This is a genomic window from Pseudoalteromonas sp. SR43-3, assembly GCF_014163875.1.
Lineage (GTDB): Bacteria > Pseudomonadota > Gammaproteobacteria > Enterobacterales > Alteromonadaceae > Pseudoalteromonas > Pseudoalteromonas distincta.
The window spans coordinates 15,351-40,416 of sequence record NZ_JACJEC010000011.1 but is presented as its reverse complement, the minus strand read 5'-3'; the positions used below and the strand labels follow the sequence as shown (position 1 = coordinate 40,416).

Sequence of the window (25,066 nt, the reverse complement as noted above, 5' to 3'; positions counted from 1 at the left end):
TGCTAGGGGAAGTATTGCGCGGTGTATCACCTTATGCCAAGTTAGAACTCAGCATAAGGAACAATAGGGGTACCTGGGAACTCAAGCGTTCCATAAACAGGGTTAAAATAGTAACGTATGTAAAGTTGACCAAAGTTTGGTTCGTAAAAGTCAGAACGATCGATGGCTAAGTAGCCACCAAAGAACCAATTCGGCGTTATTCTATACTCAAAACTACCTTCAAGATTATATGAAACACCAGAACTTGTTTCACCTTCAAATACAGGGTCAACACCTGTTATTGATTCTCTATCATACGCAGCTATTTGCAAATCGCTATCGTTAGGGAAGAAATCAATAGATTGAGTTTTTGTTTGCGAGTACGAAACACCGGTTTTTAATCGATAAACAAAATCATCGCCCCAACGCGCGTCATAAGTGAGAGGCACGGATAGACCTACATAGTTTTGCGGACTGTAATAACCACCATGGCCCCATGTTTCTTCACTTAAATTATACTTGTATGCCCAATGTAATAAGCTAGCGCCTACGATAAATTCACGCTTTTGATTGCTTATTACACGGTAATAAGTACCGCCCATCATACGATAGCGTTGGTTGTCTTTTACATTTTGGCCTTTATAGAGGGTAAAGTCGGCGCTTGACCAAAAACCCCATTTTCCGCCTAAGTCGTGTGATACATTAGCTGTTAGGCCTGTAGAGCGTACGCCCCCCCAAACTTCACCTGTATTTACATCTTTTAAGCCCGCATAAGAAAGCACTGAATTTGTAACTGGGCGCTTTTCAAGTTCTAGGCTGTATCCAAAGTCGCCAAAACTGTCTGCGTAATTTACACCCCACACAAAGTCTTCAATTAAAAAGCCAAGTGGTGTAGTGCCTACATCTACACGCCAGTTTTCGTTTTGCCAACCAATACCTATATCTACACCACTTTCCTCTGGTGTCACTTCATCGACTGAACAAGTGAAAATACATAAAGCACCTTGTCCGTAGCGACTACCAGCGAACTGCTCATCAAAGCGAGTTGTTTGTGCGCTAATAGTAGTCGGGTCTACTTTAATAAAACCTTGGCCTTGCCAAAGTGGAAAGTAAGCTTCAATTGGTACTAAGCCCGCACCAAGTGTTGCTTCACTTTCGGTGCTTGTTTGTCCACTAAAGTTAACACCTATGGCAATGTATGCTTGGTTTTTGTTTTGCTCGTTTATTAGCTCACGTTTAGCACCGTTTACATACCATTGATCGTTTTCATCTATTTTTAAAAGCGCTCCGTAAAGCTCTTTTTCGTTTAAAGTACGATTAGGTGACAGGGTTTGTGCATACCAAGATTGTGCTTGTTCAGTTTCATTAAACTTACTGGCTACTTGAGCACCTAAATAGCGTAACTCTTGATCGTTTGGTGACTTCTCAATAAGTTGCTTAGCTAAATAAAGTGAATCCCCTGAGTAATTAAACTCATTAAGAGATGACATGAGTTGGCGTTGTAAATAACCCTCTTGCGATGTGGTTTGCGCTATCGCTTTTTGGGTAACTTCTTTTGCTTGAAAGTCATCTCCAAGTTCTATGTATGCATTAGCAATAGCGAGAAGTGCTTGAGGCTCAATTGTTTGACTACTTTGTACTTTTCGCTGATATAAGATAACGGCTGCTTCATATTGTTCTAGCGCTAAGTTTGCATTAATAAGGGCAGTTGTTGTTGCTGGAATATCTTTATATTTTTGATCAAGCTGATTGAGCTTAGCAATTAAGTCACTGCCGGTATAAAACTGGTTGAGGTAGTTATTTTGTAACTGCACATATTGAGCCGTTTCGTTTTCAGAAGCGCTCTCTGGTAACACGTAATCTTCAAACCAGCGTTCTATTTCAACTTGTTTACCTTGCTCTAGTATCCACTGGCCTTGTAAAAGGTGCCAATAAGGCGACAAAGATGAGTCAGATGAAAGGGCACTTGAAAGTAATTTAAGAGCATGTCGTTTTTCATCAATTTTGTACCAACTATTAGAAAGCTCAGCTAGCATTTCAGGTGTTAGCTCTCTCGCTTCTAAGTTACTTAAATGGTAGATGGCGACAGATTTATTTTTTAAATCAAGATATTGCTGGCTTTGTGTAAGAGACTCGTTAAGCAACAATTGCTGCTCTAAAGCAATAATGTCGGTATCTCGATTTTTAAAAGGAATATATTTAAGTGTATCCAAAGCACCTTCATAATCATTTATAGAGCGCAAAAATAAAGCATGGCTATATCTAATTTTGGGGTTTAGCGGGAACTGCCACAATACATTATTAAACAAATCACGTGCTTGTTGAGTCAGGCCTTTTTGTTGGTATATAAAAGCTAAATCGTAATATAACCAAGGTTGTTCAGGTGAAAGCGCAATAGCTTGCTTAAGTAGTTCTTCTGCTTTTTCTAGCTCTCCACCATTAGTATACTGGCTTGCTTTATCCCTTAGAGTATTACTGGTAGCTAGTGCATATGAGGGGTAGATTAAATCTCGTTGCTTTGCGTTTAATGAATTATAAAAGTTGCGAATTGATTTTTGGTTTTGATCTAGTTGCGCGATATTTAATAAGCCAAGTAAGGCATTTTCATACAAAGGATTGGTTTTTAGGGCTGCTTGATAGGCGGTAGCTGCTTGTGTGTAATTTCCTTGAGCTACTAATAATAGGCCTTTGTTATAAAGAAAAGCTTCTTGGTCATGATTTAATTGCTCAGCTAGATTTAGTTTTAATTGTGCTGTTTTAAAATCAGATTGCTCTATAGCATCTTCCATTTCAGACATATACAGCCAAAACTTCGCAACTGTCGCGAGCTCTTTAAGTCCTTCACGCTCATCAAAGTTAGGTGTATATTTTTGCGCGGTAAAAAAATAGTAATATGATTTTTTGTAGTCGCTTTTCGCTAAATACAAATACCCTAAGCTGCGCATAATTTCTTTATCGGTTGGCCGCCCTTTTAAAGCATTTAATAGTAGGGGCTCAGCTTCTTTTAATTTTTTATTATTAAGTAAACGATCGCCTTTGAGCCAAAGCTGATACGCGGGATCGGCAAGTAATGCTTTTCTTACTTTAAAATCTCGTTGGAAATCTTCATATTGTAACTTACCTTTACTACTAAATGGATACACAGAGAAGTAACGTTGGTATTGCTCAACTGTATTTTGAGTAAGATCCATACTCTTAAGAGCTGCAAGCCAAATAAACTCAACTTCATTAATAAAAGAAGGGCTAGTACCGTAATTACTTAAAATATCTATAGCTTTATTATTTGCTGGGTTTTTCCTCAGTAAATGGCGAGCATAAGGTATTTCTACTTGAGCGATATTAGAATAGCTTTTTAATAACTTTTCATAACCTTTTTTAACACTTTCCCATTGGTCGCTGTCTTGTCCGTACCAGCTTAAATGCTCAAGCTCGTAATTAAGTGTAGGGTAGGTGTTTTTAAATATTTTATTGTATATTTCACGGGCTTGTTCATAACGTCCAGCTCGAGAAAGTAGCCTAGCTTCATGAATTAAAGACTTATCTTTACCCTCAATACGAGAGAGTATTTTAAGCTTTTCAACGCACGGAGCCTGTTTGGTAAGCCCGTTATCTATTTTGCTTAATAACTGGTTGGCTTTCACTGATTCGCCATTGGCAAAATCATAACGCGCTACTGCGCACTGCGTTTCTATTCGGGCAGGGGCAATAGCGACTAGCTTTCGTAAGCTATCTTCAACTAGTTTTTTATTTTTCTGTGCTTCACCAATACCTATTTGGCTTAGTAACCAATCAACAGATTGCGTATCAATATCGTTGACTGTGTTAGCGCTTAATCCAGAGCTAAGTGCTAATGTGCAAGCGAGGGCAAACCTTAACGGCATTCAGTGCTCCATACCGGTTGTAGCGTCCCATCTGCTGTAATTGAAAAACGCTTATTTAAAGCACTTGTACCAAACAAGTTAAGCACGCTGTCGTAATAACGGGTCTGGGTAAATGATTTATCAATCATTAGTTTTTGCTGAATCGCCATTACCGTAGAATTATCGTTATTAGTCGCCAGTAAAGGTAATAAAGCTGAATTAAAGCCCAAAGGGCCTCTTTTTTCAGATTTTCCTGATTTAGCAAAGGTATTTAAAGGCACGTAACCACGTTTATTAATTGTTTCTATAAAAGGGTTGAATTGCGCTAATAGCTCTTTTTTATAAGGCGCGTTGTCTGCCATCATGCTTGCCCATAAATATACTCTAATAGCGTTGTAACTGCCCAAGTCGCTCGTTTTTTTATCATAGTAAAAGCCGTTATTTGCATCAAACATTACCCAGTCAGGGCTAACACCTTGCTTTGCTGTATCTAAAATTAGCTTTGCTGAGCCTTCGTGTAATTGATGCCAAGGCGAGTGTGGGTAGAGCTTTTTAAACTGCTGGTAAATAAATAATGGTGAGTAGCTCGGGTTTAACTTAAAACGTTCATTATCAAATTCAAAACCTGTAGGAGCGGGTAGTAATGATAAACCTAGGCCCGAGATATAAGCGGTTTCTTCACGCATTATTCGCTGTGCAATTACAGCTGCTAATATGCTGTAGCGGCGCTCATCCCAAAGAATAGCTGCTTGCGATAAGCTGTATGCTATCCATAAGTCAGAATCAGACGCAGGGTTTGAATCTAAAATTCCGCCAACATTTTGATTATTAACACCCCATTGCCATGCCGGTAAACGAGTGCTTAAATCACCTTCTGATAAATGTTCTTGCGTCCAATCAAGCACTAAGTCAAACATTGCTTTGTCATTTGCTACAACAGCAAAAAACAACGCATAAGATTGGCCTTCAGAGGTTGTGACTTTTTTCTCACTCCCCAAGTCAATAACGCGGCCATCTTGGCTTATAAAGTTACTTTTAAACGTTTGCCATGCATCCCATGGTTGGCATTGCTCTATTTGTGCACTGGCATTAAAGGTAAATAATGCAATCACGGTAAAAAATACATTAATGAGTGACTTCATTACTTATCTCCTTCAGCTAAGCGCTTGTATGTTAATGCTTGCAGTAATCGCCATATAATAAATGAGATCAGCAGTAGTGTTAAAATAGACAACAGTGCCAGTACAAATGGGTGATCCGATAAATGGAACCAAATTAGGGTATGCACAGGGATGTGACCAACAAAATATTGCTCATCAGTTTTAATAGTTTTAATACCTTGGGAGTTTATGACCGCAGCACTGCCTTTAATTTGCGCAAGCGCTTGTGAACTCATTAACGCATCATCTAGTAGAGTAAAGGCTTTTTGTGATGTTGCACTGAGCGATACTATTGATCGCTCTGAATCAAACGGTGATTGAAAGCCTGTAATAACGGCCATATCCCCGCTACTTTTAATACTTACTTCTACTTTATCTGTAGTTTGTTCATCATATGCACCATTGTATATAGCTTGTTTAATAGCGCGCTGATTGTTATCAAGCAAGATATTAGTTTGCGCATCTTCATCTAAGTTGTTAGCAATGCTATTAGGTTTGGCGATTACTAAGATGTCTTTATCATCTAAGTGGGCATCTTCATTTAAGTGAGCAACGCTTATTCTATGAGCGGGGTAACCTGTGATAGCACCAAAGTGGCCTGTTAAATTAAACAATACAGATAGCGCTTTAGATGATGGAACTTCATCTATCAATACTAAAGTTTGTTGTAAGTCTGCGTATTTAGTAAATGGGAATCCGCTGTTTGCAAATACATTTAAATCAGGCAGAGCTATGTAATGGTCAAACCCACTTACATCAATGTTGGAGTTTCCATCAATTACGCCGTATTCGCCACCAGGTGGAGCAACGGCACATTCGCCCTTCTTAAGTACTGCAAACCTAAAGTCAAAATTTAACTCATTTCGGCTGGCAAGATTAATACCATCTAATGAAAAGTCTTCAGTGCTTTGCGTCGTGTCTGTATTAGCGATTAAAGGCAGCAAGGTTTTTGCGGTAGTTAACGATGTGTCTTTTTTATCAAGTAAAAAACCACTTATAAACTCTTGGTTTATTAACATGTTTAAACGTGAATTTAAGGTTTCGCTCTCTGGCGTATTACGGTATTGCAAAGTAATAGGAATGCCTTTTTCACGCCAAGTAAATAAATCAGGTGCAAAACGAACATTTAGTTTTATAGGACCATTGTTAAGACCCTCAGCCTGTAACTGAGTTGGATAGTCAATAAGCTCGTCAAAGTGCACGGGACGATCGTTTCTAAGCCATCTTGGCGCATCATAAGCTTTACGCAGTGGGAGTTTGGTAATTGCTTCGATACTTGCACTTCGGCCAGTCATAATCTTATGACCAAACACAAGACCAGTAACCGCTGTTTTTAAGTCTTTTTCGTCACGCCCCAAAATTAGCAGCATTTTATTGTATCTGTGAATAGGGCTTGAAATTAGCTCGACGGTTGGCTTTTCAACATCTGGATAATCTTTTAAAAAATCAGGTTTTGAGTCATTAGTAATAAACACCACACTGTGCTGCTCTGGTGCTTTATTTAAAACTACTGGAAAGTTAGCGCCACGCCAGTCTGCTTGTGCGCCAAACCAACTAGATAAAGTGGCTGCCGCTTCTATAGCTTGTGTATTAGGTGTGCTTGCAAATACAAAAGGTAAGTTTAATTTGTTGTAATCTTTAGCATCAAAAAATGGTTCTGGTAAATATTCAAGGCGGCTATCAATTGCTAACTGTTTTTGATCAATCTTTATGTGGCTTGATTTGTTTATTTCAGTCCAAATTGAGCGGCTAAAGTAATCTTGGCATCGTAAATCATAGTAACCAACTAGTTCAAAGCGAATTTGGTTGTAGTCTTGAATGTATTTAGCATTTAGGTCAAGGCTATGACTTACCGTATTTTTTACAACACTTAGCTGTTCATTAATAGGTAATACTGTTACTAAGTTATCGTTAAAATAAACTTTTAAGTGCGATACATTAGCCAGTAATGAAGGTGAGTTAGTGTACGAAAAGTTAAGCTTTAAATTAGTGCTTAATTTATCAATTCTATTTGTGAAATCGACACGAGAATTATTATTCACGCCGTCGAGTTTATAGTCATTGAATCCTAATTTTTCAAAGCTAAGGCGTAAACTAGAAACCTGGGCACTCTCAGGGTAGCCATTTACAAACAGGGTTTTGTCGTGCATAGGCTCGATAGCGAGCACTTTATATGCGCTACTAATAAGTAACAATGTTAGAAATGTATTAAGTAACTTTTTAATCATAATTATTATGCACTATCGGTTTTTTTGGAGTAAATGAATTTATGTAAATGACAATATTAGTCATTAACTTAATAACTGGTTGTAACGCTCTTGGAGCATGAAATAGTAAATTACTAAAGCCCCGTAAACTGGTTTTTTGTACTTCTTTGAAGCTATACGATGGACGGTCATGTCTAAAGTTATTTTGCCAATCTAGCCAAGCATCTGCTCTTGAAAAGGTACATTGTATAAAAGCTCTCTGTTTTTCGAGAGATAAGTCTTTAAGTGTAAGGCCAATTTGTTTTTTGCGGGTATTACATACATACGTTGTAAACGAAAATTGCTTATTACCACGACTCATTAACAATTCAATTTTATCGTTAACACGACATAAATGCGCGTGTTCTGTCTCTATGCCCACGCCGTTATCTGAATAATCCGTTATTTTTACTTTCAAAGTATGACCATTCGCTAAACGAACGCCGGCAGGAAAGTTTGCCTTTATACGATGCGAGTGCCTCACTTGACGAGCTTCAGCTGCAACAGCAACGGCAGCACCTAAAATTATAATATTATAAAAAGCCCAACCCATACTTATTATAAGTACGCCAATCTGGCTTGGGTCACCTAAAAATAGACGTAATACACCCACTAATATACCGAGTAAATTAATAAGTAAGAGAATTAAATACGGTTTAGAAATACCCCAGTCGTAATGCTCTTCATCATTTAAACCGCCTTTTTCGGTTACGTTAAACTTACCCTTATTAGGATTAAATAAAGCAACGGTGGTTGGTTTTAATATGTACCAAGCAAGTACTGACTCATACACTTCACCCCAAAAGGAGTAACGGTATTTACCTTGGATACGTGAGTTAGTCGCTTTTATTTGAATTAATGTCGGCACTACATAAATAAAAATAGCTAAAAATGGGGCATAAATTATGTATGCATTAAAATATATTAGCGCTAAAGGGGCTGTTAAAAATACAATACGAGGAATACCTGATAAAAAGTGCAGCATTGCGTTTATGTAGCATAATCGTTGAGGAATGCTTAAACCCTTACCCATTAATGGATTATCAAGCCTAAATATCTGCGCCATACCACGCGCCCAGCGAATGCGTTGACCTATATGCGCTGACAGGCTATCGGTTGCAAGACCTGCTGCCTGTGGAATATTTATATAAGCAGTTTTATAACCAGCGCGCTGCATACGAAGTGCTGTGTGAGCATCCTCCGTTACTGTTTCAAACGCAAAACCGCCAATATCATCAAGCGCAGCTCGTTTTAATACGGCGCAAGAACCACAAAAGAAGGTCGCATCCCACATGTCGTTACCGTCTTGAATAAGCCCATAAAACAACATGTTTTCGTTAGGAATTTGACTATGGTTGTTAAGGTTTCGCTCAAACGGATCTGCAGAGAAAAAGTGATGCGGTGTTTGCACCAAGCATACTTTACTGTCTTTTAAAAACTGCCCCATCGTCATTTGTAAGAACGAGCGAGCAGGAACGTGGTCACAATCAAAAATTGCGATATATTCGCCATCGGTATAACGCATAGCGCTATTCATATTGCCGGCTTTAGCATGATTGTTATCCGAACGAGCTAAATAGCCCACTCCAATTTCCTCTGCAAATTCCTTAAACTCTGGGCGCTTACCATCATCTAATATATAAACATTTAATTTATCTGCAGGCCAATCGATGCTTAGAGCAGCTAGAGTAGTGGGCCTTACAACGCTTAACGGCTCATTATAAGTTGGAATATATACATCTACTGTTGGCCATAAGTCAGTGTTTTTTGGTAAAGGAACCGGTTTTCGCTCAAGCGGGTTAATTGTTTGGAAAAAACCTAAAATCAGTACAAGCCAGGCATACGTTTCAGCAAGTAATAAGCCACCACCTAGTGCAAGTGCAAGTGGATCATCCCAATTTAAAGTCTCAGTGTAACGCCACCACAAGTAACGAGAAGACGTAGTTACTGACAGGGTAATCATTACAATGGTTGCCATTTGGCCTTTTACTCGTTTAAGCGCATACGCAACTAGTAAAATAAAGCTTATAAAAACGGCTTGAGCTTCCAAGCTAAAAGGAATTGTAATAAATATTGCTAATAAAAATAGAATAAACGCGAGAATGACGTATTTGACTAGTTTATTTTGCCATACACGCGCATCCGCCATGGTTTTAAACGCACTTTTTTTAGGGCCTTTTTTGTTTTTTGATAGTAGGCGCTTTAATAATCTACCTAGCTTTAAATCAAACCAACGTAATTGCCTTAAAAGGTAGCTAACACCATCATAAAAATAATTAACAGCATCTTCTTTTACAGAACTAGATTTAAGCTGGTTTTTAAAAAACACTAAAAAAACACTTTGTATAATAAAGCGTAATATATTTGAGTAAATGTAGGCTCGGTAAGGCAACCTTAAATGAGGGTAGTAGTCATAAAGAGTATATTCAAAGCTGATTTTGTGCTTTTTAATATTTATAAACAGTGAGCTTAAAAGCGTAATAAAAGGCATTAAAAAAGCTTCAATAACATTTACTTTATGTTGATTAAAGTAGCTATGAAACTTAAATAAAATGTACCGGACTAACTTATCAGTAAATAAAATGCTCAGCAGCAAGTATAAAGTGCTGTGAATAGGACGCTGATAAAATAATGTAATGCTCATTTTATAAGGTCGCTTTACTAACTAGCCAACCAGCTAGTGTTTCAAAGTCATCGTTTGCGACACTATATGGCGCGCAATTAAGCGCTACATTTCTGTATGCGGTTGACTCTTTAATAACTTCGTCACTGTTGATAAAAAACGGAGCCATAAGGGGGAGCGTAGATTGCCAAAGAGAAAACAAGTCAAATTCTAGCGTAGATGCAGAATTATAGCGGTTAACTAAAAAGTAATGCTTCCAATCAGTATCTGAATTTTTGAGTGTTTGTAGGCGTCTATAAATTAAGCTGTGACAAATAGCGTCGCAATTAACCAGTTCAATTACAATATCGTTTTTTTCTAACGGATAGTGGGGAAGGTTAATATGTGCAGGGCAGTCAAAAATTACCCACGCTTCTTGGCTATAATTTAGGTTTTTGCATCTATTTACCATTTTAGTGGTGTTATCGATGCTAGTATCAGTGCTGTCACCATATGGTAAAAATATAATGCCATCGTCATCTTGATGAAAATGCACAAGTGCATCTTCAAAGCTCGCTTCATTACTCCAGCCTTTGGTATACTTCCATGGCAAGCCAAAATGTAAACCTAGGTCACTTTTTGCATCTAGATCGATTGCAATAACGTCAACATCAGACTTTTTTAGCACGCACGCTAAATTTGCAACCACAGAGGTAGTTCCTAAACCGCCTTTGATACCTTTAACGAAAACTCTTTGCAACGGATGTTTTACCTATCTTTAATTGAACTAACTTATGTGTTTAGTTCGTTGTTTATTTCTTTAAGTAATGCGTACTTATTAATTGTATTATTATTTTGCTGCTTGTTTACAATTTCTATGTAGTCATCACTCTTTCCACCAAAACGTAGTGCAAGGTTTTCTATGTCACTTGATGTTAACGTTTGTGAGTTTTTAGGCGTCAAGTTATTCATTCTTACCTTTACGGTTACTTTAATTATTTTGATTAAAAGTGGACAATATTTGGCTATTATATATAGAATAACGGTTAAAACTAGTAAAAAAGTATTTTTTATAGGGCGTTTTAAGTGCATAACTTTAACATAACGGGATTAGAGCCTGCTGCAAAAGAGTTAAAATCGGCTTCAAGTTATGCTGTTTTAGCCCCTTTAGACAATTTTGTAATCGAATTGGCGTTACATTCAATTAACCAAAGCTTGGTTAATGATATATATATAGTTTCCCAAGAGGTTGAATCATTTTTTGATTCTTCTTTTTCTGCATCGTTAAATTATGCTTATAAGCATAATAGAGTACACCCTTTTTCGTTGGCCTCAGAAACACAGAATCATTCTATAGAGAAAATTAATTCAGGTATTATAAAAGAAATCAGTGCTTATAAACGCCTAAACAAAGCGCTTATTTTTGTTCATTTTCATACAGCACAGTTAAGCAGTACTGACGAGAAAAGCTTAGAGCTGATGATGAGGCAGTACAACGATTTTGTTCGTAGTACGGGAGCTACATTATTATTTTTAATTTCGGGACCTGATATTGCAAATTATCGCTTTTTATTTAGACGATTAAACAATGTATTTGATGGGCTGGTATTTGTTGATAACGACTCTGCGGTTCGAGTACTTGAATATGATTATTGGCGTCACAGTAGGGGGGTTATTGCTGGTGAACATTACCAATTATTATTAAGTGGTAATCAGTTTGTTGTTCAAACTGGAACGGCAAGCGAAAGTAAAACACTTAAACAGTCAGAGTTTGCCGATGAAGACGATGTTTGGCTTGTGCCAAGTGCTGTGCCCGAAGGTACTAAGTTACCGATGCATTATAAAAGCGTAAAAGATAATAATGATTTATTTAATAAAGGCCCAAAAGTAGAAGCAGCCACCTTAATTTTTGCAGTAACGCGTTACACCGATTTGGCGCTATTGGGTAAGCAGTGTTTTGAACTTAGAAAAAACTGCGGACGATGGTTAAAGCTTGTTATTCAAAATGTTGATGGTGTTATTCGCCATCAAGATGAGTGCTTATTTTTAACCTTGGGTGTAAATCTAATTTTGTATAGCTTTTCAGAGCCTTCGCGTTTGCTTTCACAAGTGCAATCTATTCAAGGTTTTAAGTTTTCAAGGCCTTTACCTTCCTCAGTTGAGGATGTTTTGAAATACACTGAAAATACCTTTTCGAAAGGATATTTACCTTTCATCGAGTTTACGAAACAAGTAGAAATTCATAGTGACTCAGCCGTTAATTTAGGTGTTAGTGGTGTGCTAGTGAAACTTGAGCTACTACCAAGAATTGACCCTATTCATCCTTTGCATTTATTTCATATTAAGCGCGAAGGTGATGTATTTAGCATTGCAGATAATACAGTTTATTTATATTTGCATGCTTGTAGAGAAAATGACGTTGATAATGCAATTAAGCATTTGTTTAAATTAAAAACGAGTGATTTTTTTGTACAGCAAAATATAATTTCTGACCACTTTTACATTCAACAAGAATGTAAACAGTTAAGGCGATTTTATAAAGGTAAGAGTGTTGTAGATTTCTCGCAAAAACTTGCTGAGAATGATAGCTATAAATTTGCACCTGATATAGCAAACAGCGTTACTGAAAATATTAACACCCCAGAATTTTCTAGTAAAAGCCGCCCAGATGCTAAGCCTTTTATAATGAAACTAAGAGATAACTTATGAGTATGAATCAGCTTTTAATTACCGTGTTTCTTGCAATGGTGCTTGGCGCGGTGCTTTGTATGCTAGGCAAATACATTTTATCTCAAATAACAAAATATTATTATAAGCTTACTTTTAAACATGAAGTACTAGAGCCTTATACACCAAATACAGTAAAAAAGGATAAGCAGTGAAATTATCAGGTTTAGGGGTTTGGAACCTTTATTTTTTAGTTAAGTTTGCTCTGTTTTATTACGGTGCAATTGATTTTAACGTACTAACTAATGCCGCTTTTGCTGCATTGCTTGCGATTAAATTTAAACAGCCATTAATAGAGAAGGCAAAACATATAGTAGGTGCTGTGTTTGCTGTGGTGTTACTTTATCAAGACTCATGGTTGCCACCAATAAACAGGTTGACCAAACAAGCAGGTAACGTTCAAGATTTTAGTTTTGGTTACTTTATCGAGCTATTAACCCGAGTTATTAGCGTTGATATGTTGTTGGCTTTGTTCGTAATTAGTGTGTGTTTTTGGTATACATCGCAATGGATACGCTTTACCACCGTGACTATTGTTGGGCTGTTAGTTGTAGGGTGGCAAGGAGATAACTCTCAATCACAATTCGTTAATAATGTGGCTAACCCTGAACCGGTTACTCAAAATCAAAGTAATCCTCAAACACAAGTGATCACTCAGGCAGCGCAATCTCCCGATCAAAAGCTCGCTGATTTTTACCAACAACAAAGCTTACTAATGAGCCACTTTCCAAACCAAGTGAATGGTGAGCTGTTTGATGTAATTATTTTGAACATATGCTCAATGGCTGTTGCTGATTTAAATGCTATTGGTGTAAGTGTTACTGATATGTATAAAGACTTTGATGTGGTGTTTTCAGACTTTAACTCGGCTACGTCATACAGCGGACCCGCTGCGGTAAGGCTGCTGCGCGCTAGTTGTGGGCAAACGAGTCAAACAGCATTATTTAAAGAGGCACCTGAACAATGTCACTTGTTTAAAAACCTAGAGAAACTAGGTTATCAAAACAATGTTGTGATGAATCACGACGGACATTTTGATGAGTTTAAAGGTTTAATAAATAAGTACGGTGGCCTAGATAGTACGCCATTTAATATAGATTCAATGCCAGTGGCGCTACGAGGTTTTGATAATAGTCCTATTTACTCAGATGAAGCTGTGCTGGATGGTTGGTTAGAGCAAGCTGAAGATTGTAAGCCGTGTGCGATGTACTACAACACCACAAGTTTACATGATGGTAATCAGCTAGAGAATCAACCAAGGGTTAATAGTAAAGAGACATACCCAATCAGACATAAAAACTTGTTTGCTGATATTAACCAATTTGTAAAAAAGCTAGAAAAACGTGGTCGCAACGTTATGTTAATGATAGTGCCTGAACACGGCGCTAATTTAAAAGGTGACAAAGTACAGTTTGCAGGTTTACGTGAAATCCCAAGCCCTGCAATTGTGTCGGTACCTGTAGCAATTAAATTTATAGGCCCAGACGTACAAAACTACTCGCAAATTGTGGTTGATGATTCAACAAGTTACTTTGCGCTTTCAGAGCTGGTAAGCAAGGCGCTGCAAACTGATGTATTTGGTGGGAATAATAGTGTTGCTAATTTGCTTGAAAACCTACCCACAGCACCTAAGGTTGCTGAAAACGAAGGCACAATAATGATGTATGTTAACCAAAGACCATTTATACAATTAGATGGTGGTGATTGGTCTGCTTACCCACAAGGTAAGTAGTCACATAATAAAATTTAACAAATAGCACTGGTATAGTTAAATATCCGTGCTGTTTTCTTCGTTTAATTGCATTTCAACTTATCGCTTTAGTAGCCTATTTTGTCCAAAAATGTTTACAATAAGCTACCTTCTCAAAGCGACTTAGCGTATTATTCGGCTAATATAGTTTTTCCTTCTTTGAGGATGTATGCGTCTAGATATTCACTGTGCTGATCGAATTGGTATTGCTCAAGAAATCCTTAATATATTAGTTAACTACAGCGTTGATTTAAAAGGAATCGAAGTCGATTCTGTAAATTGTCGTATGTACGTTAGTTTTCCCGAAATAGAATTTGAACAATTTCAAAAAATTATGCCATCGATACGTTTAATCGACGGCGTACATGACGTGCGTACCACTGCGTTTTTACCATCTGAGCGTGAACACAACGAATTAAATACTTTGCTACGTGCATTGCCTGATGGCGTTATCTCTATTGATGCTAAAGGTTGGGTACGCTTATGCAACGATGCAGCATGTAAGGACTTACAGTTAATTGAAAAAGAAGTTATTGGTGCAAATATTAATAACTTACTTAAAGGGTTTAACTTTACGCGTTGGCTAGAAGGTAAAGAAGTGCTTGGGCAAACCACGCGCGTTGAAGTGGCGGGTGAAGATTTTATTGCAGACATTTTACCAATTGCAGTCCCTCAAGGTAGTGAAGGTGATGTGCTTGCGGGTGCGGTTATTAACATTAAATCGCAAAGCCGCTTAGGGCAGCAGGTCAGTGCATTTAGACGCTACGGGCAAGAAAGCTTTGCTACTATTCATAACTTTAGTACGGCAATGCGCCGAGTTGTGCGCGAAGCACGCAAAATGGCGCAACTAGAAGCCCCTATTTTGATTACTGGCGAAACTGGCACTGGTAAAGAGTTATTAGCTCGCGCGTGTCATTACGCATCTAATCGCTCTGTTAAGCCTTTTATTGCGCTATCGTGTGCTTCACTTCCTGATGATGTTGCTGAGTCTGAATTATTTGGTTATGCCGGGTACGAAGAAAACGCAGCGCCAAAGCGTGGTGTATTAGAGCAAGCTGATGGTGGAACTGTATTTTTAGATGAAGTTGGCGAAATGTCGACTCAACTACAAACTAAGTTACTGCGTTTTTTACAAGATGGTACGTTTAGAAAAGTAGGCGATGAGAACGAAGTTAAAGTAAATGTTCGTATTGTAGCTGCTACTCAAAAAGACTTACCTGCAATGGTACAAGAAGGGGTTTTTAGAGAAGACTTATATTACCGTATAAACGTGCTTACTTTAGAAATAGCACCACTAAGAGATAGAAAAGCAGATGTAGGGCCACTTGCAGAGCATTTTATTCAAAAATATGCACAGCAAAATGGTCATGCAATTCCTGTTTTATCACAAGAGTGTTTAAGCTTCTTACAAGAGTATCCGTGGCCTGGAAATGTTCGTCAGCTGGAAAATGCCATTTACCGTGCAGTGTCGTTACTAGATGATAGCGAGCTTCGCGTAGAGCATTTGCAGTTACCAACTTTTACCCATGATTTAGGGTATTTAGAGTCTGATTTTGAGGGCTCACTAGATCAAGCTGTTAAGCGCTTTGAAGCGACTTTACTTCGTAAACTTTACCCCGCTTACCCAAGCTCGCGTCAGTTAGCTAAGCGATTGGGCCTAAGTCACACCGCTGTAGCTAATAAGTTACGTGATTACGGGATTAACCGAAAAACAGTAAAAGTGTAATTGGCCTAAATAAATTAAAATATGGGGACTAATTTTTAGTGCCCATATTTTTTGTTACCCCATCAATTGCAATCGTCTCAATACCTTCTTCGTTAAAGTTCATTACGATACTGGCGTTATTACGAGTGAAAAAATAGCTACGGCCATTTAGCTCAATAACATAGTCACCTTTTACCGGATCGCTAAACTGCTGCTTTTTTAAAGTGACTGTATGTTCGCCAATTTGCCATTCAAACTCTTCAATAAACCCGTTATTAAATTCTTGAACCCATACTTGGCTGTCATCTTTTGAAAGCGTGATAGCGACAGAATAAGAGCTAGGAATTTGCTCCATATTGTAACTTTTAGATCCAATAGTGAATTTCTCAGCTTTTTGCTGCCATTCAAAACCAAATTTAAATTCTTTAACTACACCGGTAGGGTAAGTTACTGAGCCTTTACCTGGTAACGAGAAATCGGCAAAAGCATTGTAGCTAGGGACTAATAGGGCCAGTGCAGCGATAATTTTTAGTTTTGATTTCATTAGCTATCTTTTTTATTGTAATAATGATTTAAGATTAAAGTAGAATATTCGTCTTCGCAAGGGGCTATGCTACACTCGAATAAATTTAACTGGTAAGACCTTTATTGTGAACTTATATATTCGACTTTTATTATTATTTTTCAAAATTAAACGCAATAAGCAATATCAAAATCTACTTGATACAGTAGATATTGATTACAAAGCTTTGCCGACTGATTGTGATATTAATCTACATTTAACGAACTCACGCTATCTTGCGATGATGGATTTATCTCGCACGTGGATGACGGAGCGTGTTGGCTTACTAAAGCAAATAATGAAGCGTCGTTGGTTTCCGATTGTTAACGCAACTGCTATTACTTATATCCGCGATATTAAACCTATGCAGCGATATACAATAAGTACTAAGTTAGTTGGCTGGGATCATAAATATTTTTATATTGAGCAAAAGTTTCACTCAGAGCGAGGCTTACATGCTATTGCTTATGTACGCGGTGTATTTAAAAGTAAAAAGGGTATTATAAGTATTGAAGAAATGCTTGAAGTTGCTGGTTTTGATGGGCAAACACCTATATTGCCAAGTGAAGTAATGCACTGGAAAGAAATGTTAGAGCAGAAAAAGTTAAGTAACCTGCCAAATCGCTAATACCCTACAAATGAGAAAAAAGGCCTTTCGGCCTTTTAACACACATTGTAATTGGGTAACTATGTACTACTTCATATATGCTTTAAAAGCTGTACCTAACACCAAACATAGCCACAACAGGGTCAAGCTCAACAGTTGATGTAAGCGATTTTGCACCATTAGCATAAACAGTGGCATCGGTATCAATATCCATAATTGATACCATAGCGTGTAAACCCCAGTTTTTATCAATTTTATAGTTAGCACCTACCTGAGCCATAAAGCCAAACGAATCATCTAACTTTACTTCTACATCGTCTGTTCCTAGTGTTGCTTTAAGTGCTTGAGAGGGTTGCTCATCAAAAAATGTAGTGTAGTTTATGCCTACGCCTATAAAAGGTCTTAGCGCATAGCTTGTATCTAAAAAGTGGTATTGTGCAACCAATGACGGTGGAAGTTGTTTTATATCTGCAATTTTGTTGCCTGCTAAGCCGCCTGCGCCATTTACATCGTGTGAAAACGGTGTTGCTGCTATCAGCTCTAACACCCATTGATCGTTAAATGCATAATCTACGGTGATACCTAGTTGAGTATCTGAATCACCTTTAAGGCCTAGCGTAGGTGCTTCATTAATCGCTGAGCTATTGTTATCAGGGTTTACGTTAATAGCACCAACATTTACGCTAAAGTTAGCGTGTGCAGCTGGAGAGAGTGCTAATAAAGAGGTTAATAATGCGATGCTAATTTGAGTTTTCATGTTGTTCTCCAAGAACTACTGTTTAATTAGCGCTATTATTACCGAGCAATAAACATGAAAACCTGTTCTAGATCAAAGTTTAAAAAGCATTTGAAGCTTATAAAATGTTTTATTGATTTAGATTAATTTTAGTGTCGTTATGCTTTTGTAAAGATTGACATATTTATTTAATTAACAGTCACATGAATATAAGGCAGGCACTGCTTTGTCATAATCTCGTGTTTCACCAAGGGTCTTAATAAACAAGAAAATATGTTTTTAGCAGGGTTCAAAAAATAATTAAAACAGCCGACACTTAAAAAAGTATTGGAAGACTTAAATGCGATTGAGTCGGTTTGTATAATTAAATATAAACCGAGTACTTTATAAGGCATAAAATACTCGGTGCACTGACTTTAGTTATCAATAGTTATTCTAAATAACGTTTAGCTTTGTTTTCTTTGACACTTTTAAGATCGACTAATACCAATCCATCAATACAATTATTAAAATCGGGATCAATGCTAAAGCTTAAAAATTGTACACCGCCAGGGTTGCAAAGCTCAGTATATTGTTTAAATAAAGTAGGGACTTGAGCGCCCATATTAGCTAACACATGTTTTAACTCTACAAAATCTTCTTTAACATCGTTTCCATTAAAAAGAATATTGCATTGAGTTAGCTGTTGCTCAGTTAATTTAAGCTCATTATTAGGCGTAGCTAGTTCTATACTGCTTTTATAATAATGTTGATAGTAATAAACGAGCATGGCTTTGGCTTGCTCAGGTAGAGCGTTGGACACGCTTACAGCCCCAAATAAATATCTATACTGTGGGTAGTTTTTTATAAAAGCACCAATACCGTACCATAAATAGTCAAGACTCTTACGTCCCCAATACTTAGGTTGTACAAAACTTCGACCAAGCTCAATACCTTGGTGCAGATAGGGCGTCATAGCGTCGGTGTAAGAAAATAAACTATCGGTATATAAACCTTCACGTCCATGTTTTTGTATTATCTGTTGTGCGCAGGCTAATCGATAAGCACCTACTAGCTCTAGTTGCATAGGGTCCCACAGTACAAGGTGTTGGTAATCCATATCGTATTTATCTATATCACGACGCTTACCGCTTCCTTCACCTACTGCTCTAAATGCAATTTCTCTGAGGCGTCCTAGCTCTCTAAAAATAGGGGAACTACCTACATATTGATATAGATGAATGTGCATGCCATCGTGTGTTTTACCCAGAAGCTGACATTGCTCAATTGCTCTTTTTAGTTCTTTTCTACACTCGGGCACAGCAATAGGTGTTTGTGTTTTTAGCGGCAGTGTTTTTTTAGTTGTAAGCCTATAAAGCTGTTTACGGATGAGGTTTACAACTTCTTTATCTTTAAGGTTTTCTATTAAGTAGGACTCAGGAGGGATAGAGGCGCCAATCTCAAACTCTAAAGATTTTTGGCGCTGCTTAAACATTTCTGTCACTAATAATAAACTTGCCAAAGGTTTATAAATCATTGATGTACCATAAAAAAGCGGACTATTTTTGGCTTTAATAAAAATAGGTAAAATTGGGCAGTTGGCTTTTTTTGCCATACGTAAAAAACCGCTATTCCATTTGCAATCCTTAATACCGGTTGGTCCTAGGCGCGACACTTCCCCTGCAGGAAATATAAGTAAGGCACCTCCACCTTTTAAATGGTTTTGTATATTACTAAGCTCTTGCTTTTTACTCATACCAGATAAGTTATCAACAGGGAGTAAAAGAGAGTGCATTGCGCTGACCGACATTAACATGCGGTTTGCGACTACTTTTAAATCTTGCCTTACTGTAGAGAGTACTTTGATAAGTGCTAAAGCATCTAATGAACCAATAGGGTGGTTAGCAACAATAACAAGTTTACCCTCGTTAGGAATATGTTCTATCTGCTTAGGTTTATAGCGCGTATCAAAATTGAGTTCATCAAGTACTTGCTCAACAAATTCTAATCCTTGTAGGTGAGGGTACGTATTACCAAAGGTGATAAACTCTTGTTCATGCAATAAGTAACCTAAGCCCTTTTTTACTAAACCTTTTACTTTTGGAGAGTTCTCTAGTTGTGGTAAGTTTGCTGCAATTACTTTATCAACACTTATCATATTAACCTCATATTCCGTTTGGTCTATTCGCTATACATGTAAGATTAAAAAAAGGGTGTGACAGTTACTTTGCAGTAGTGTGACTTTTTAAAGTACTAAATTATAAACTGTGAATTGCTAGGAGAATTTATGTCGGTATTGGTGGCTATAACGGGGCGCAACAACGAAAAGCTAATAACGAAGTTACAAGAGCGATTACCAAATACATTGATAGAGCAATGGCCTGATTGCAAAAACGCAAATAATGTGGATTTTGTACTTGCGTGGAATGCTCCTGAGTCTCTGTGGCCGCAGCTGCCTAACTTAAAAGCTGTGTCGTCATTTGGTGCAGGCGTAGATAGTATAAATCTAACATTATTACCTGAACATGTCGAAGTAGTACGTATTGTGGACATGCAATTAGCTGAAGATATGGCGGAATATGTACTTACACATGTCTTAGCTCAAAAATTACGCTTAAAAGAGTATTACACTAAACAAACACAGCAAACATGGAAGCCAAAACGAGCTTTTAGTAATAAACATGTTGGTATACTTGGATTTGGCGAATTAGGTAAAGCATGTGCGCAAAAACTTGTAACTAATGGTTTTAAAGTAAGTGCCTGGGCGCAAAGTAATAAAAACACGACTAATGTCGAGGTTTATTATGGTGATGAAGGACTTAGCGATATGCTTTCTGACGTTGACTACCTTGTATGTCTATTACCCCTTACGCAGGCAACGAAGGGTATTATTAATCACTCAATGCTCGCTAAGCTACCTTCACATGCTGTTGTTATTAATGTAGCACGTGGTGCTCATGTGGTTGAGCAAGATTTATTAAATGCATTAAATAACGATAGCTTACGCGCTGCTACCTTGGATGTTTTTGACCAAGAACCTTTAACGCAGAACCATCCTTACTGGGGAAACCCCAAAATAACACTTACACCACATTGTGCAGCGCTATCTGATTTAAATAGCGTTATAGACCAAATAGCCGATAATATTGAACGTTTGAATAAGGGCTTAGCACTCAATAATTCAGTGGATAGAACTAAAGGTTATTAGCTGATAGCTAATTAGTTTAAAAAACAGCTTGTTAACATTTGTAATTTTCATTAGTGTAAAAGATATTCTCACTAATAAAAATATAAAGAGGGTGTTATGAAATCCAGTCAAAGTGGGGCTAAATTAAGCCTCGTTGTTATTTCAATTATCGTGCTAGGTGTTTCAGCTTGGTTTAATCAGGCTAACGCTGAAGATAGCCCATCTAAAACACAAACCCAAAGTGAATTAACAATAGCAGATTAACCTAGCTTATTAGGTATTTTCGGTTTTCGTCTTTCTTCTCGTTTCTCTCAACAGTACATGCACAGCACTATTATTGTAGTGGTGCTTTAGTGGCGCTTAATACTGTCCTGATCTAACGTGTTTCTAATATTTTAAAAATTCGCAACAAAAAAGCCCAGCAATGCTGGGCTATTAAATATTCTAAGGAAAAGTTGTTAACTTTGGGTTACATTAAACTGCCCGAATGTATAAACTTTAAACAAGTAAAAAGTGTTGATCAACACTAAACTCATATTTGAAATAACGCTCGACGACATAAGATCTAGGCTAAATGATAAGAACAATAAACCACATGCACTAATGGCGGCAACGCGCAGCAGTGTTATCTGGTTAATAAAGAATGCACCTAAACCTAGTGCAAGTAGTGTAGTATTTAAAAGCCAATCTAGCTCGTTTAGCATGGTCGTTTCAATAGTTCAGTTGTTGAAAAAAGGAGCGCCATTATGTTGATCTTTTGCACACCTTTCAACCAAGTAATTTTAAATTTTCAGATTAGTTTTTTTAATGCTAAAAGTAACTGCCAATTGCCGAAAACAAACCATTGTCAGCAATTACTTGATACTTTTGACAGCTCTGTGGTTTTTGTAAATCACTGCATAAATAAAGGGATTCACGGCTAGAATCATAGTTGGGGTGCAAGTTGGAATCAATTAAAGTAGCTCCGTAACCTAAAAGTCCAGGCCAGTAAACACTTTCACTTACCATCCCTAATTTTTTATAGGTGAGCAAGGTTGGTTTTGGAAAAGCTAAAATTATTACAATAACAATGGCCAGAGATATAAATAGCCCCTTTTTTGACTTTGTTTTTTGGCTAGTGCCATTGTTTATATTTGTTTTTTCCTCTGCGGGTATAGAGCGCTGAGTAGGGCGTTGCGGCTTTCTTTTTTGCGCTGTTTTTTTTCTTGTTGGTGCTTTACCTAGCAACGACTGTTTATTTGGGGTTTTAGACATAAAGCAAATCTGGCCTTTTTTCCGTAGGTCTCTATAATTAAATGAGCAAATTTATATACTAAGCTAATTATTATGATAACTTAAAGTTAGCTTATAGCCTACGAGGAATAAAGATGAATACGCAGCTATCAATTTTAATTGTAGATGACGTTAGCACAGTGCGTAGTTTTTTGAGCCAAACGCTCATGCACTTAGGGATAGATAACGTAAAGGAAGCATCTACTGCCTCACAATGTATTAGTGAGTGCCAGGCTGCAAATTATAATATCATTTTTTTAGACATAGAACTGCCGGACGGCGATGGCAAAGATTTGATTGCACAAATCAATGAATTAAGCCCTGAGACAAATGTTGTAATGGTATCTGCACATTCAGGCATTGAAAATGTTAAGGATGCAATTGATAAAGGCGCTAAAGGGTTTGTAGTGAAACCGTTTACACCTAAAAAAATAGCAGCAATGCTTAAGAAATTTTATCCAGACTTGGAAAATGTATGACACCAATCTGTTTAAATATTTATGTCGACTGTTATTAAAGTACGAGATTAAATTTTAGATAAAAAAAAAACCGGCAAAAGCCGGTTTTTTATATTCTATCAAAAACAAATTATAGAGCTTTAATCTTAGCTGCTATACGGCTCTTATGACGAGCTGCTTTGTTTTTGTGAATTAGACCCTTAGTTGCGTAACGGTCTAGGATAGGTGTAGCAACAGAAAAAGCTTGCTGTGCAGCTTCTTTATCGCCCGCTTCAATAGCAACAATTACTTTTTTGAAGTAAGTGCGCATCATTGAACGACGGCTTGCGTTGTGCTGACGGTTTTTTTCGCTTGTGATAGCGCGTTTTTTTGCAGACTTGATGTTAGCCAAGGTTTGCTCCTAACAATCTTAAAATAAAGCTTAAATTAAAGGCCGTGGAATATGCCTGTTTCTATCATGGATGTCAATTTAAATTTAACAATCCAAGAAAAACTGCACCATATAACGAGCATCAATTTGCCGCTTTAGCAGTTAATATAGACATTGTAACAAAGCACAGACCCCCAGCCTAGTGCTTTAAAGCGATTTATAAAAAAGACTGTGGCATAATCGCCTATCTTGAGGATTTTTGAGTAGGTTTAAGGTGTCAAAAGGTTTATTTCGCTCTGGTATGATTGTTAGTTGTATGACTATGATATCGCGTATTTTAGGGCTCGTTCGAGATGCTGTCGTTGCCAATTTATTAGGCGCAAGTGCAGCGGCTGATGTTTTTTTATTTGCTAACCGTATTCCTAATTTTTTACGCCGTTTATTTGCAGAAGGTGCCTTCGCACAAGCATTCGTGCCTGTGCTAAGTGAAATTAAAGAACAGCAAGGAGACGACAAAGTCAGACTTTTTGTTGCACAAGCAGCAGGCACATTAGGAACCATTTTGCTAATTGTCACTATTATAGGTGTTGTTGCTTCCCCTGTTATTGCAGCATTATTTGGTACCGGTTGGTTTATAGATTGGTGGCAAGGCGGACCTAATGCCGAAAAATTTGAACTTGCAAGTTCACTACTTAAACTTACATTCCCTTATTTATTTTTTGTAAGCTTAGTTGCACTTAGTGGTGCGGTTATGAATGTGTATAACCGTTTCGCTGTTGCTGCATTTACACCAGTTTTGCTTAATGTTTCTATTATTACGTGTGCAATTTTTTTACATGATAAATTTTCAGTAGGTGCTTATGCACTTGCCATAGGTGTATTTGTCGGTGGTGTAGTGCAGCTACTATTTCAACTACCGTTCTTGTATCGCGCTAAAATGTTGGCGCGTCCGCGCTGGGCATGGCAAGACGAAAACGTAAAAAAAGTACGAAAACTTATGCTACCGGCTTTGTTTGGTGTCTCTATTAGTCAAATTAATCTGTTGCTCGATACCATGATTGCGTCATTACTGATGACGGGCTCAATTGCATGGCTTTATTATTCAGACCGCTTAATTGAATTTCCGCTGGGATTATTTGGTATTGGTATTGCGACAGTTATTTTACCGGCGCTCTCTAGGTTACATAGCAGTAAAAAAAGTAGTGACTTTCAGCATACTCTCGACTGGGGGGTGCGTTTTGTTATATTTTTAGGCCTACCAGCAATGATAGGTCTAATGATCATCAGCCCGCTTATTATCACCGTATTGTTCGACCACGGTGCGTTTAAAGAAGACAGTATTGATCATGTCAAAGCTGTAAGCTTAGGCGTAGTCGCATATTCGGTCGGACTTGTAAGCTTTATGCTAATAAAAGTACTCGCTCCTGGCTTTTATGCTCGTCAAGATACAAAAACACCGGTGCGTATTGGTATTATTACCTTAGTACTTAATATGGTGTTTAACATTATGCTGGCTCCTTTCATTGGTTATTTAGGGTTGGCACTTGCTACTTCGTTATCGGCTAGCTGCAATGCATTTTTATTATACAGACAGCTTAAAAAAGAAAATGTATACCAGTTCTCATCAATGAGTATGCGTTTTACACTTAAATGTGTTGTTGCAAGTATTGTTATGGGAGCTGTCACATGGTTTGTGAGCAGTTACTATTATTGGGCTACATGGGCCTTTACACAGCAAGTAATATTATTAGTAGCGCTAGTGGCTTTGGCAGGTATTAGCTACTTTGCAATGCTATTTGTGATGGGTGTTAGACTAAATACGATAAAAAGTGTAGCAATTACTGAATCAAACTAAAAAAAAGATTA

20 protein-coding genes are annotated in these 25,066 nt (G+C 37.5%); 8 read left to right on the top strand and 12 right to left on the bottom strand.

The window, feature by feature from the left end; translation table 11 throughout:
• Positions 1–41: 41 nt before the first annotated feature.
• The 6 genes from H5088_RS13205 to bcsR are packed head-to-tail and all read right to left on the bottom strand — an operon-like array spanning position 42 to position 10,819.
• Positions 42–3,860, bottom strand: coding sequence for a cellulose synthase subunit BcsC-related outer membrane protein (locus H5088_RS13205; RefSeq protein WP_182753199.1), 3,819 nt, complete (start codon positions 3,858–3,860; stop codon positions 42–44).
• Positions 3,851–4,981, bottom strand: a complete 1,131-nt coding sequence (gene bcsZ, locus H5088_RS13200; protein WP_182753197.1) for a cellulose synthase complex periplasmic endoglucanase BcsZ — start codon at positions 4,979–4,981, stop codon at positions 3,851–3,853. Before bcsZ ends, H5088_RS13205 begins: the two co-directional genes overlap by 10 nt.
• On the bottom strand, positions 4,981–7,227 hold the full coding sequence (bcsB, locus tag H5088_RS13195) for a cellulose biosynthesis cyclic di-GMP-binding regulatory protein BcsB (RefSeq protein WP_182753195.1): 2,247 nt from the start codon (positions 7,225–7,227) through the stop codon (positions 4,981–4,983). Before bcsB ends, bcsZ begins: the two co-directional genes overlap by 1 nt.
• Positions 7,220–9,889: a UDP-forming cellulose synthase catalytic subunit gene (gene bcsA / locus H5088_RS13190; protein WP_182753193.1), complete on the bottom strand. Its 2,670-nt coding sequence runs from the start codon at positions 9,887–9,889 to the stop codon at positions 7,220–7,222. The genes bcsB and bcsA overlap by 8 nt, the downstream gene beginning before the upstream one ends.
• A gap of 1 nt (position 9,890) precedes the next feature.
• Positions 9,891–10,607 carry a cellulose biosynthesis protein BcsQ gene (gene bcsQ / locus H5088_RS13185; protein ID WP_024596635.1) on the bottom strand — a complete coding sequence of 239 codons (717 nt, stop codon included), beginning with the start codon at positions 10,605–10,607 and terminating at the stop codon, positions 9,891–9,893.
• Positions 10,608–10,639: 32 nt separating this feature from the next.
• A complete protein-coding gene (gene bcsR, locus H5088_RS13180) occupies positions 10,640–10,819 on the bottom strand; it encodes a BcsR/BcsP family cellulose biosynthesis protein (RefSeq protein ID WP_002958211.1) in 180 nt (59 codons plus the stop codon).
• A gap of 114 nt (positions 10,820–10,933) precedes the next feature.
• On the opposite strand from bcsR, the gene bcsE reads away from it, so the two are divergent.
• The 3 genes from bcsE (at position 10,934) to tyrR (ending at position 16,050) form a co-directional block, all read left to right on the top strand.
• On the top strand, positions 10,934–12,556 hold the full coding sequence (gene bcsE, locus H5088_RS13175) for a cellulose biosynthesis protein BcsE (protein ID WP_182753191.1): 1,623 nt from the start codon (positions 10,934–10,936) through the stop codon (positions 12,554–12,556).
• Between the two features lie 169 nt (positions 12,557–12,725).
• Complete coding sequence (bcsG, locus tag H5088_RS13170; RefSeq protein ID WP_149603015.1) at positions 12,726–14,306, top strand: cellulose biosynthesis protein BcsG; 1,581 nt, start codon at positions 12,726–12,728, stop codon at positions 14,304–14,306.
• 187 nt (positions 14,307–14,493) lie between these two features.
• Positions 14,494–16,050 carry a transcriptional regulator TyrR gene (gene tyrR, locus H5088_RS13165; protein WP_002958215.1) on the top strand — a complete coding sequence of 519 codons (1,557 nt, stop codon included), beginning with the start codon at positions 14,494–14,496 and terminating at the stop codon, positions 16,048–16,050.
• A gap of 28 nt (positions 16,051–16,078) precedes the next feature.
• Here tyrR and H5088_RS13160 read toward each other — a convergent pair whose 3' ends face one another.
• A complete protein-coding gene (locus tag H5088_RS13160; protein WP_024596632.1) occupies positions 16,079–16,573 on the bottom strand; it encodes a hypothetical protein in 495 nt (164 codons plus the stop codon).
• A 106-nt stretch (positions 16,574–16,679) separates the two neighbouring features.
• Here H5088_RS13160 and H5088_RS13155 point away from each other — a divergent pair, with 106 nt between their 5' ends.
• Positions 16,680–17,219 (top strand): thioesterase family protein, encoded by a 540-nt coding sequence (locus H5088_RS13155; RefSeq protein ID WP_024596631.1) that lies wholly within the window; start codon positions 16,680–16,682, stop codon positions 17,217–17,219.
• 82 nt (positions 17,220–17,301) lie between these two features.
• Here H5088_RS13155 and H5088_RS13150 read toward each other — a convergent pair whose 3' ends face one another.
• Together H5088_RS13150 and H5088_RS13145 are read right to left on the bottom strand one after the other, a co-directional pair.
• A complete protein-coding gene (locus tag H5088_RS13150; protein ID WP_182720532.1) occupies positions 17,302–17,955 on the bottom strand; it encodes an OmpW family protein in 654 nt (217 codons plus the stop codon).
• A gap of 409 nt (positions 17,956–18,364) precedes the next feature.
• Positions 18,365–20,071, bottom strand: a complete 1,707-nt coding sequence (locus H5088_RS13145) for a lysophospholipid acyltransferase family protein (RefSeq protein WP_182737353.1) — start codon at positions 20,069–20,071, stop codon at positions 18,365–18,367.
• Positions 20,072–20,200: 129 nt separating this feature from the next.
• Here H5088_RS13145 and H5088_RS13140 point away from each other — a divergent pair, with 129 nt between their 5' ends.
• A complete protein-coding gene (locus H5088_RS13140) occupies positions 20,201–21,121 on the top strand; it encodes a glyoxylate/hydroxypyruvate reductase A (RefSeq protein WP_182753189.1) in 921 nt (306 codons plus the stop codon).
• Between the two features lie 96 nt (positions 21,122–21,217).
• Positions 21,218–21,364, top strand: coding sequence for a hypothetical protein (locus H5088_RS13135; protein WP_002958221.1), 147 nt, complete (start codon positions 21,218–21,220; stop codon positions 21,362–21,364).
• Between the two features lie 194 nt (positions 21,365–21,558).
• On the opposite strand, the gene H5088_RS13130 is transcribed toward H5088_RS13135, so the two are convergent.
• Both H5088_RS13130 and H5088_RS13125 read right to left on the bottom strand, forming a co-directional pair.
• Entirely contained in the window at positions 21,559–21,804 is a 246-nt protein-coding gene (locus tag H5088_RS13130) for a hypothetical protein (protein ID WP_002958222.1), read from the bottom strand.
• 106 nt (positions 21,805–21,910) lie between these two features.
• Positions 21,911–22,354 carry a hypothetical protein gene (locus H5088_RS13125; RefSeq protein ID WP_024603734.1) on the bottom strand — a complete coding sequence of 148 codons (444 nt, stop codon included), beginning with the start codon at positions 22,352–22,354 and terminating at the stop codon, positions 21,911–21,913.
• A gap of 113 nt (positions 22,355–22,467) precedes the next feature.
• Between H5088_RS13125 and H5088_RS13120 the strand changes: the two genes are divergently transcribed.
• Positions 22,468–22,851, top strand: a complete 384-nt coding sequence (locus H5088_RS13120; protein ID WP_002958224.1) for a response regulator — start codon at positions 22,468–22,470, stop codon at positions 22,849–22,851.
• 109 nt (positions 22,852–22,960) lie between these two features.
• Here the strand turns inward: H5088_RS13120 and rpsT are convergent, their stop codons facing one another.
• Positions 22,961–23,221, bottom strand: coding sequence for a 30S ribosomal protein S20 (gene rpsT / locus H5088_RS13115; protein ID WP_002958225.1), 261 nt, complete (start codon positions 23,219–23,221; stop codon positions 22,961–22,963).
• Between the two features lie 295 nt (positions 23,222–23,516).
• Here rpsT and murJ point away from each other — a divergent pair, with 295 nt between their 5' ends.
• Positions 23,517–25,055 (top strand): murein biosynthesis integral membrane protein MurJ, encoded by a 1,539-nt coding sequence (murJ, locus tag H5088_RS13110; protein WP_404936293.1) that lies wholly within the window; start codon positions 23,517–23,519, stop codon positions 25,053–25,055.
• The last annotated feature ends 11 nt before the right edge of the window (positions 25,056–25,066 follow it).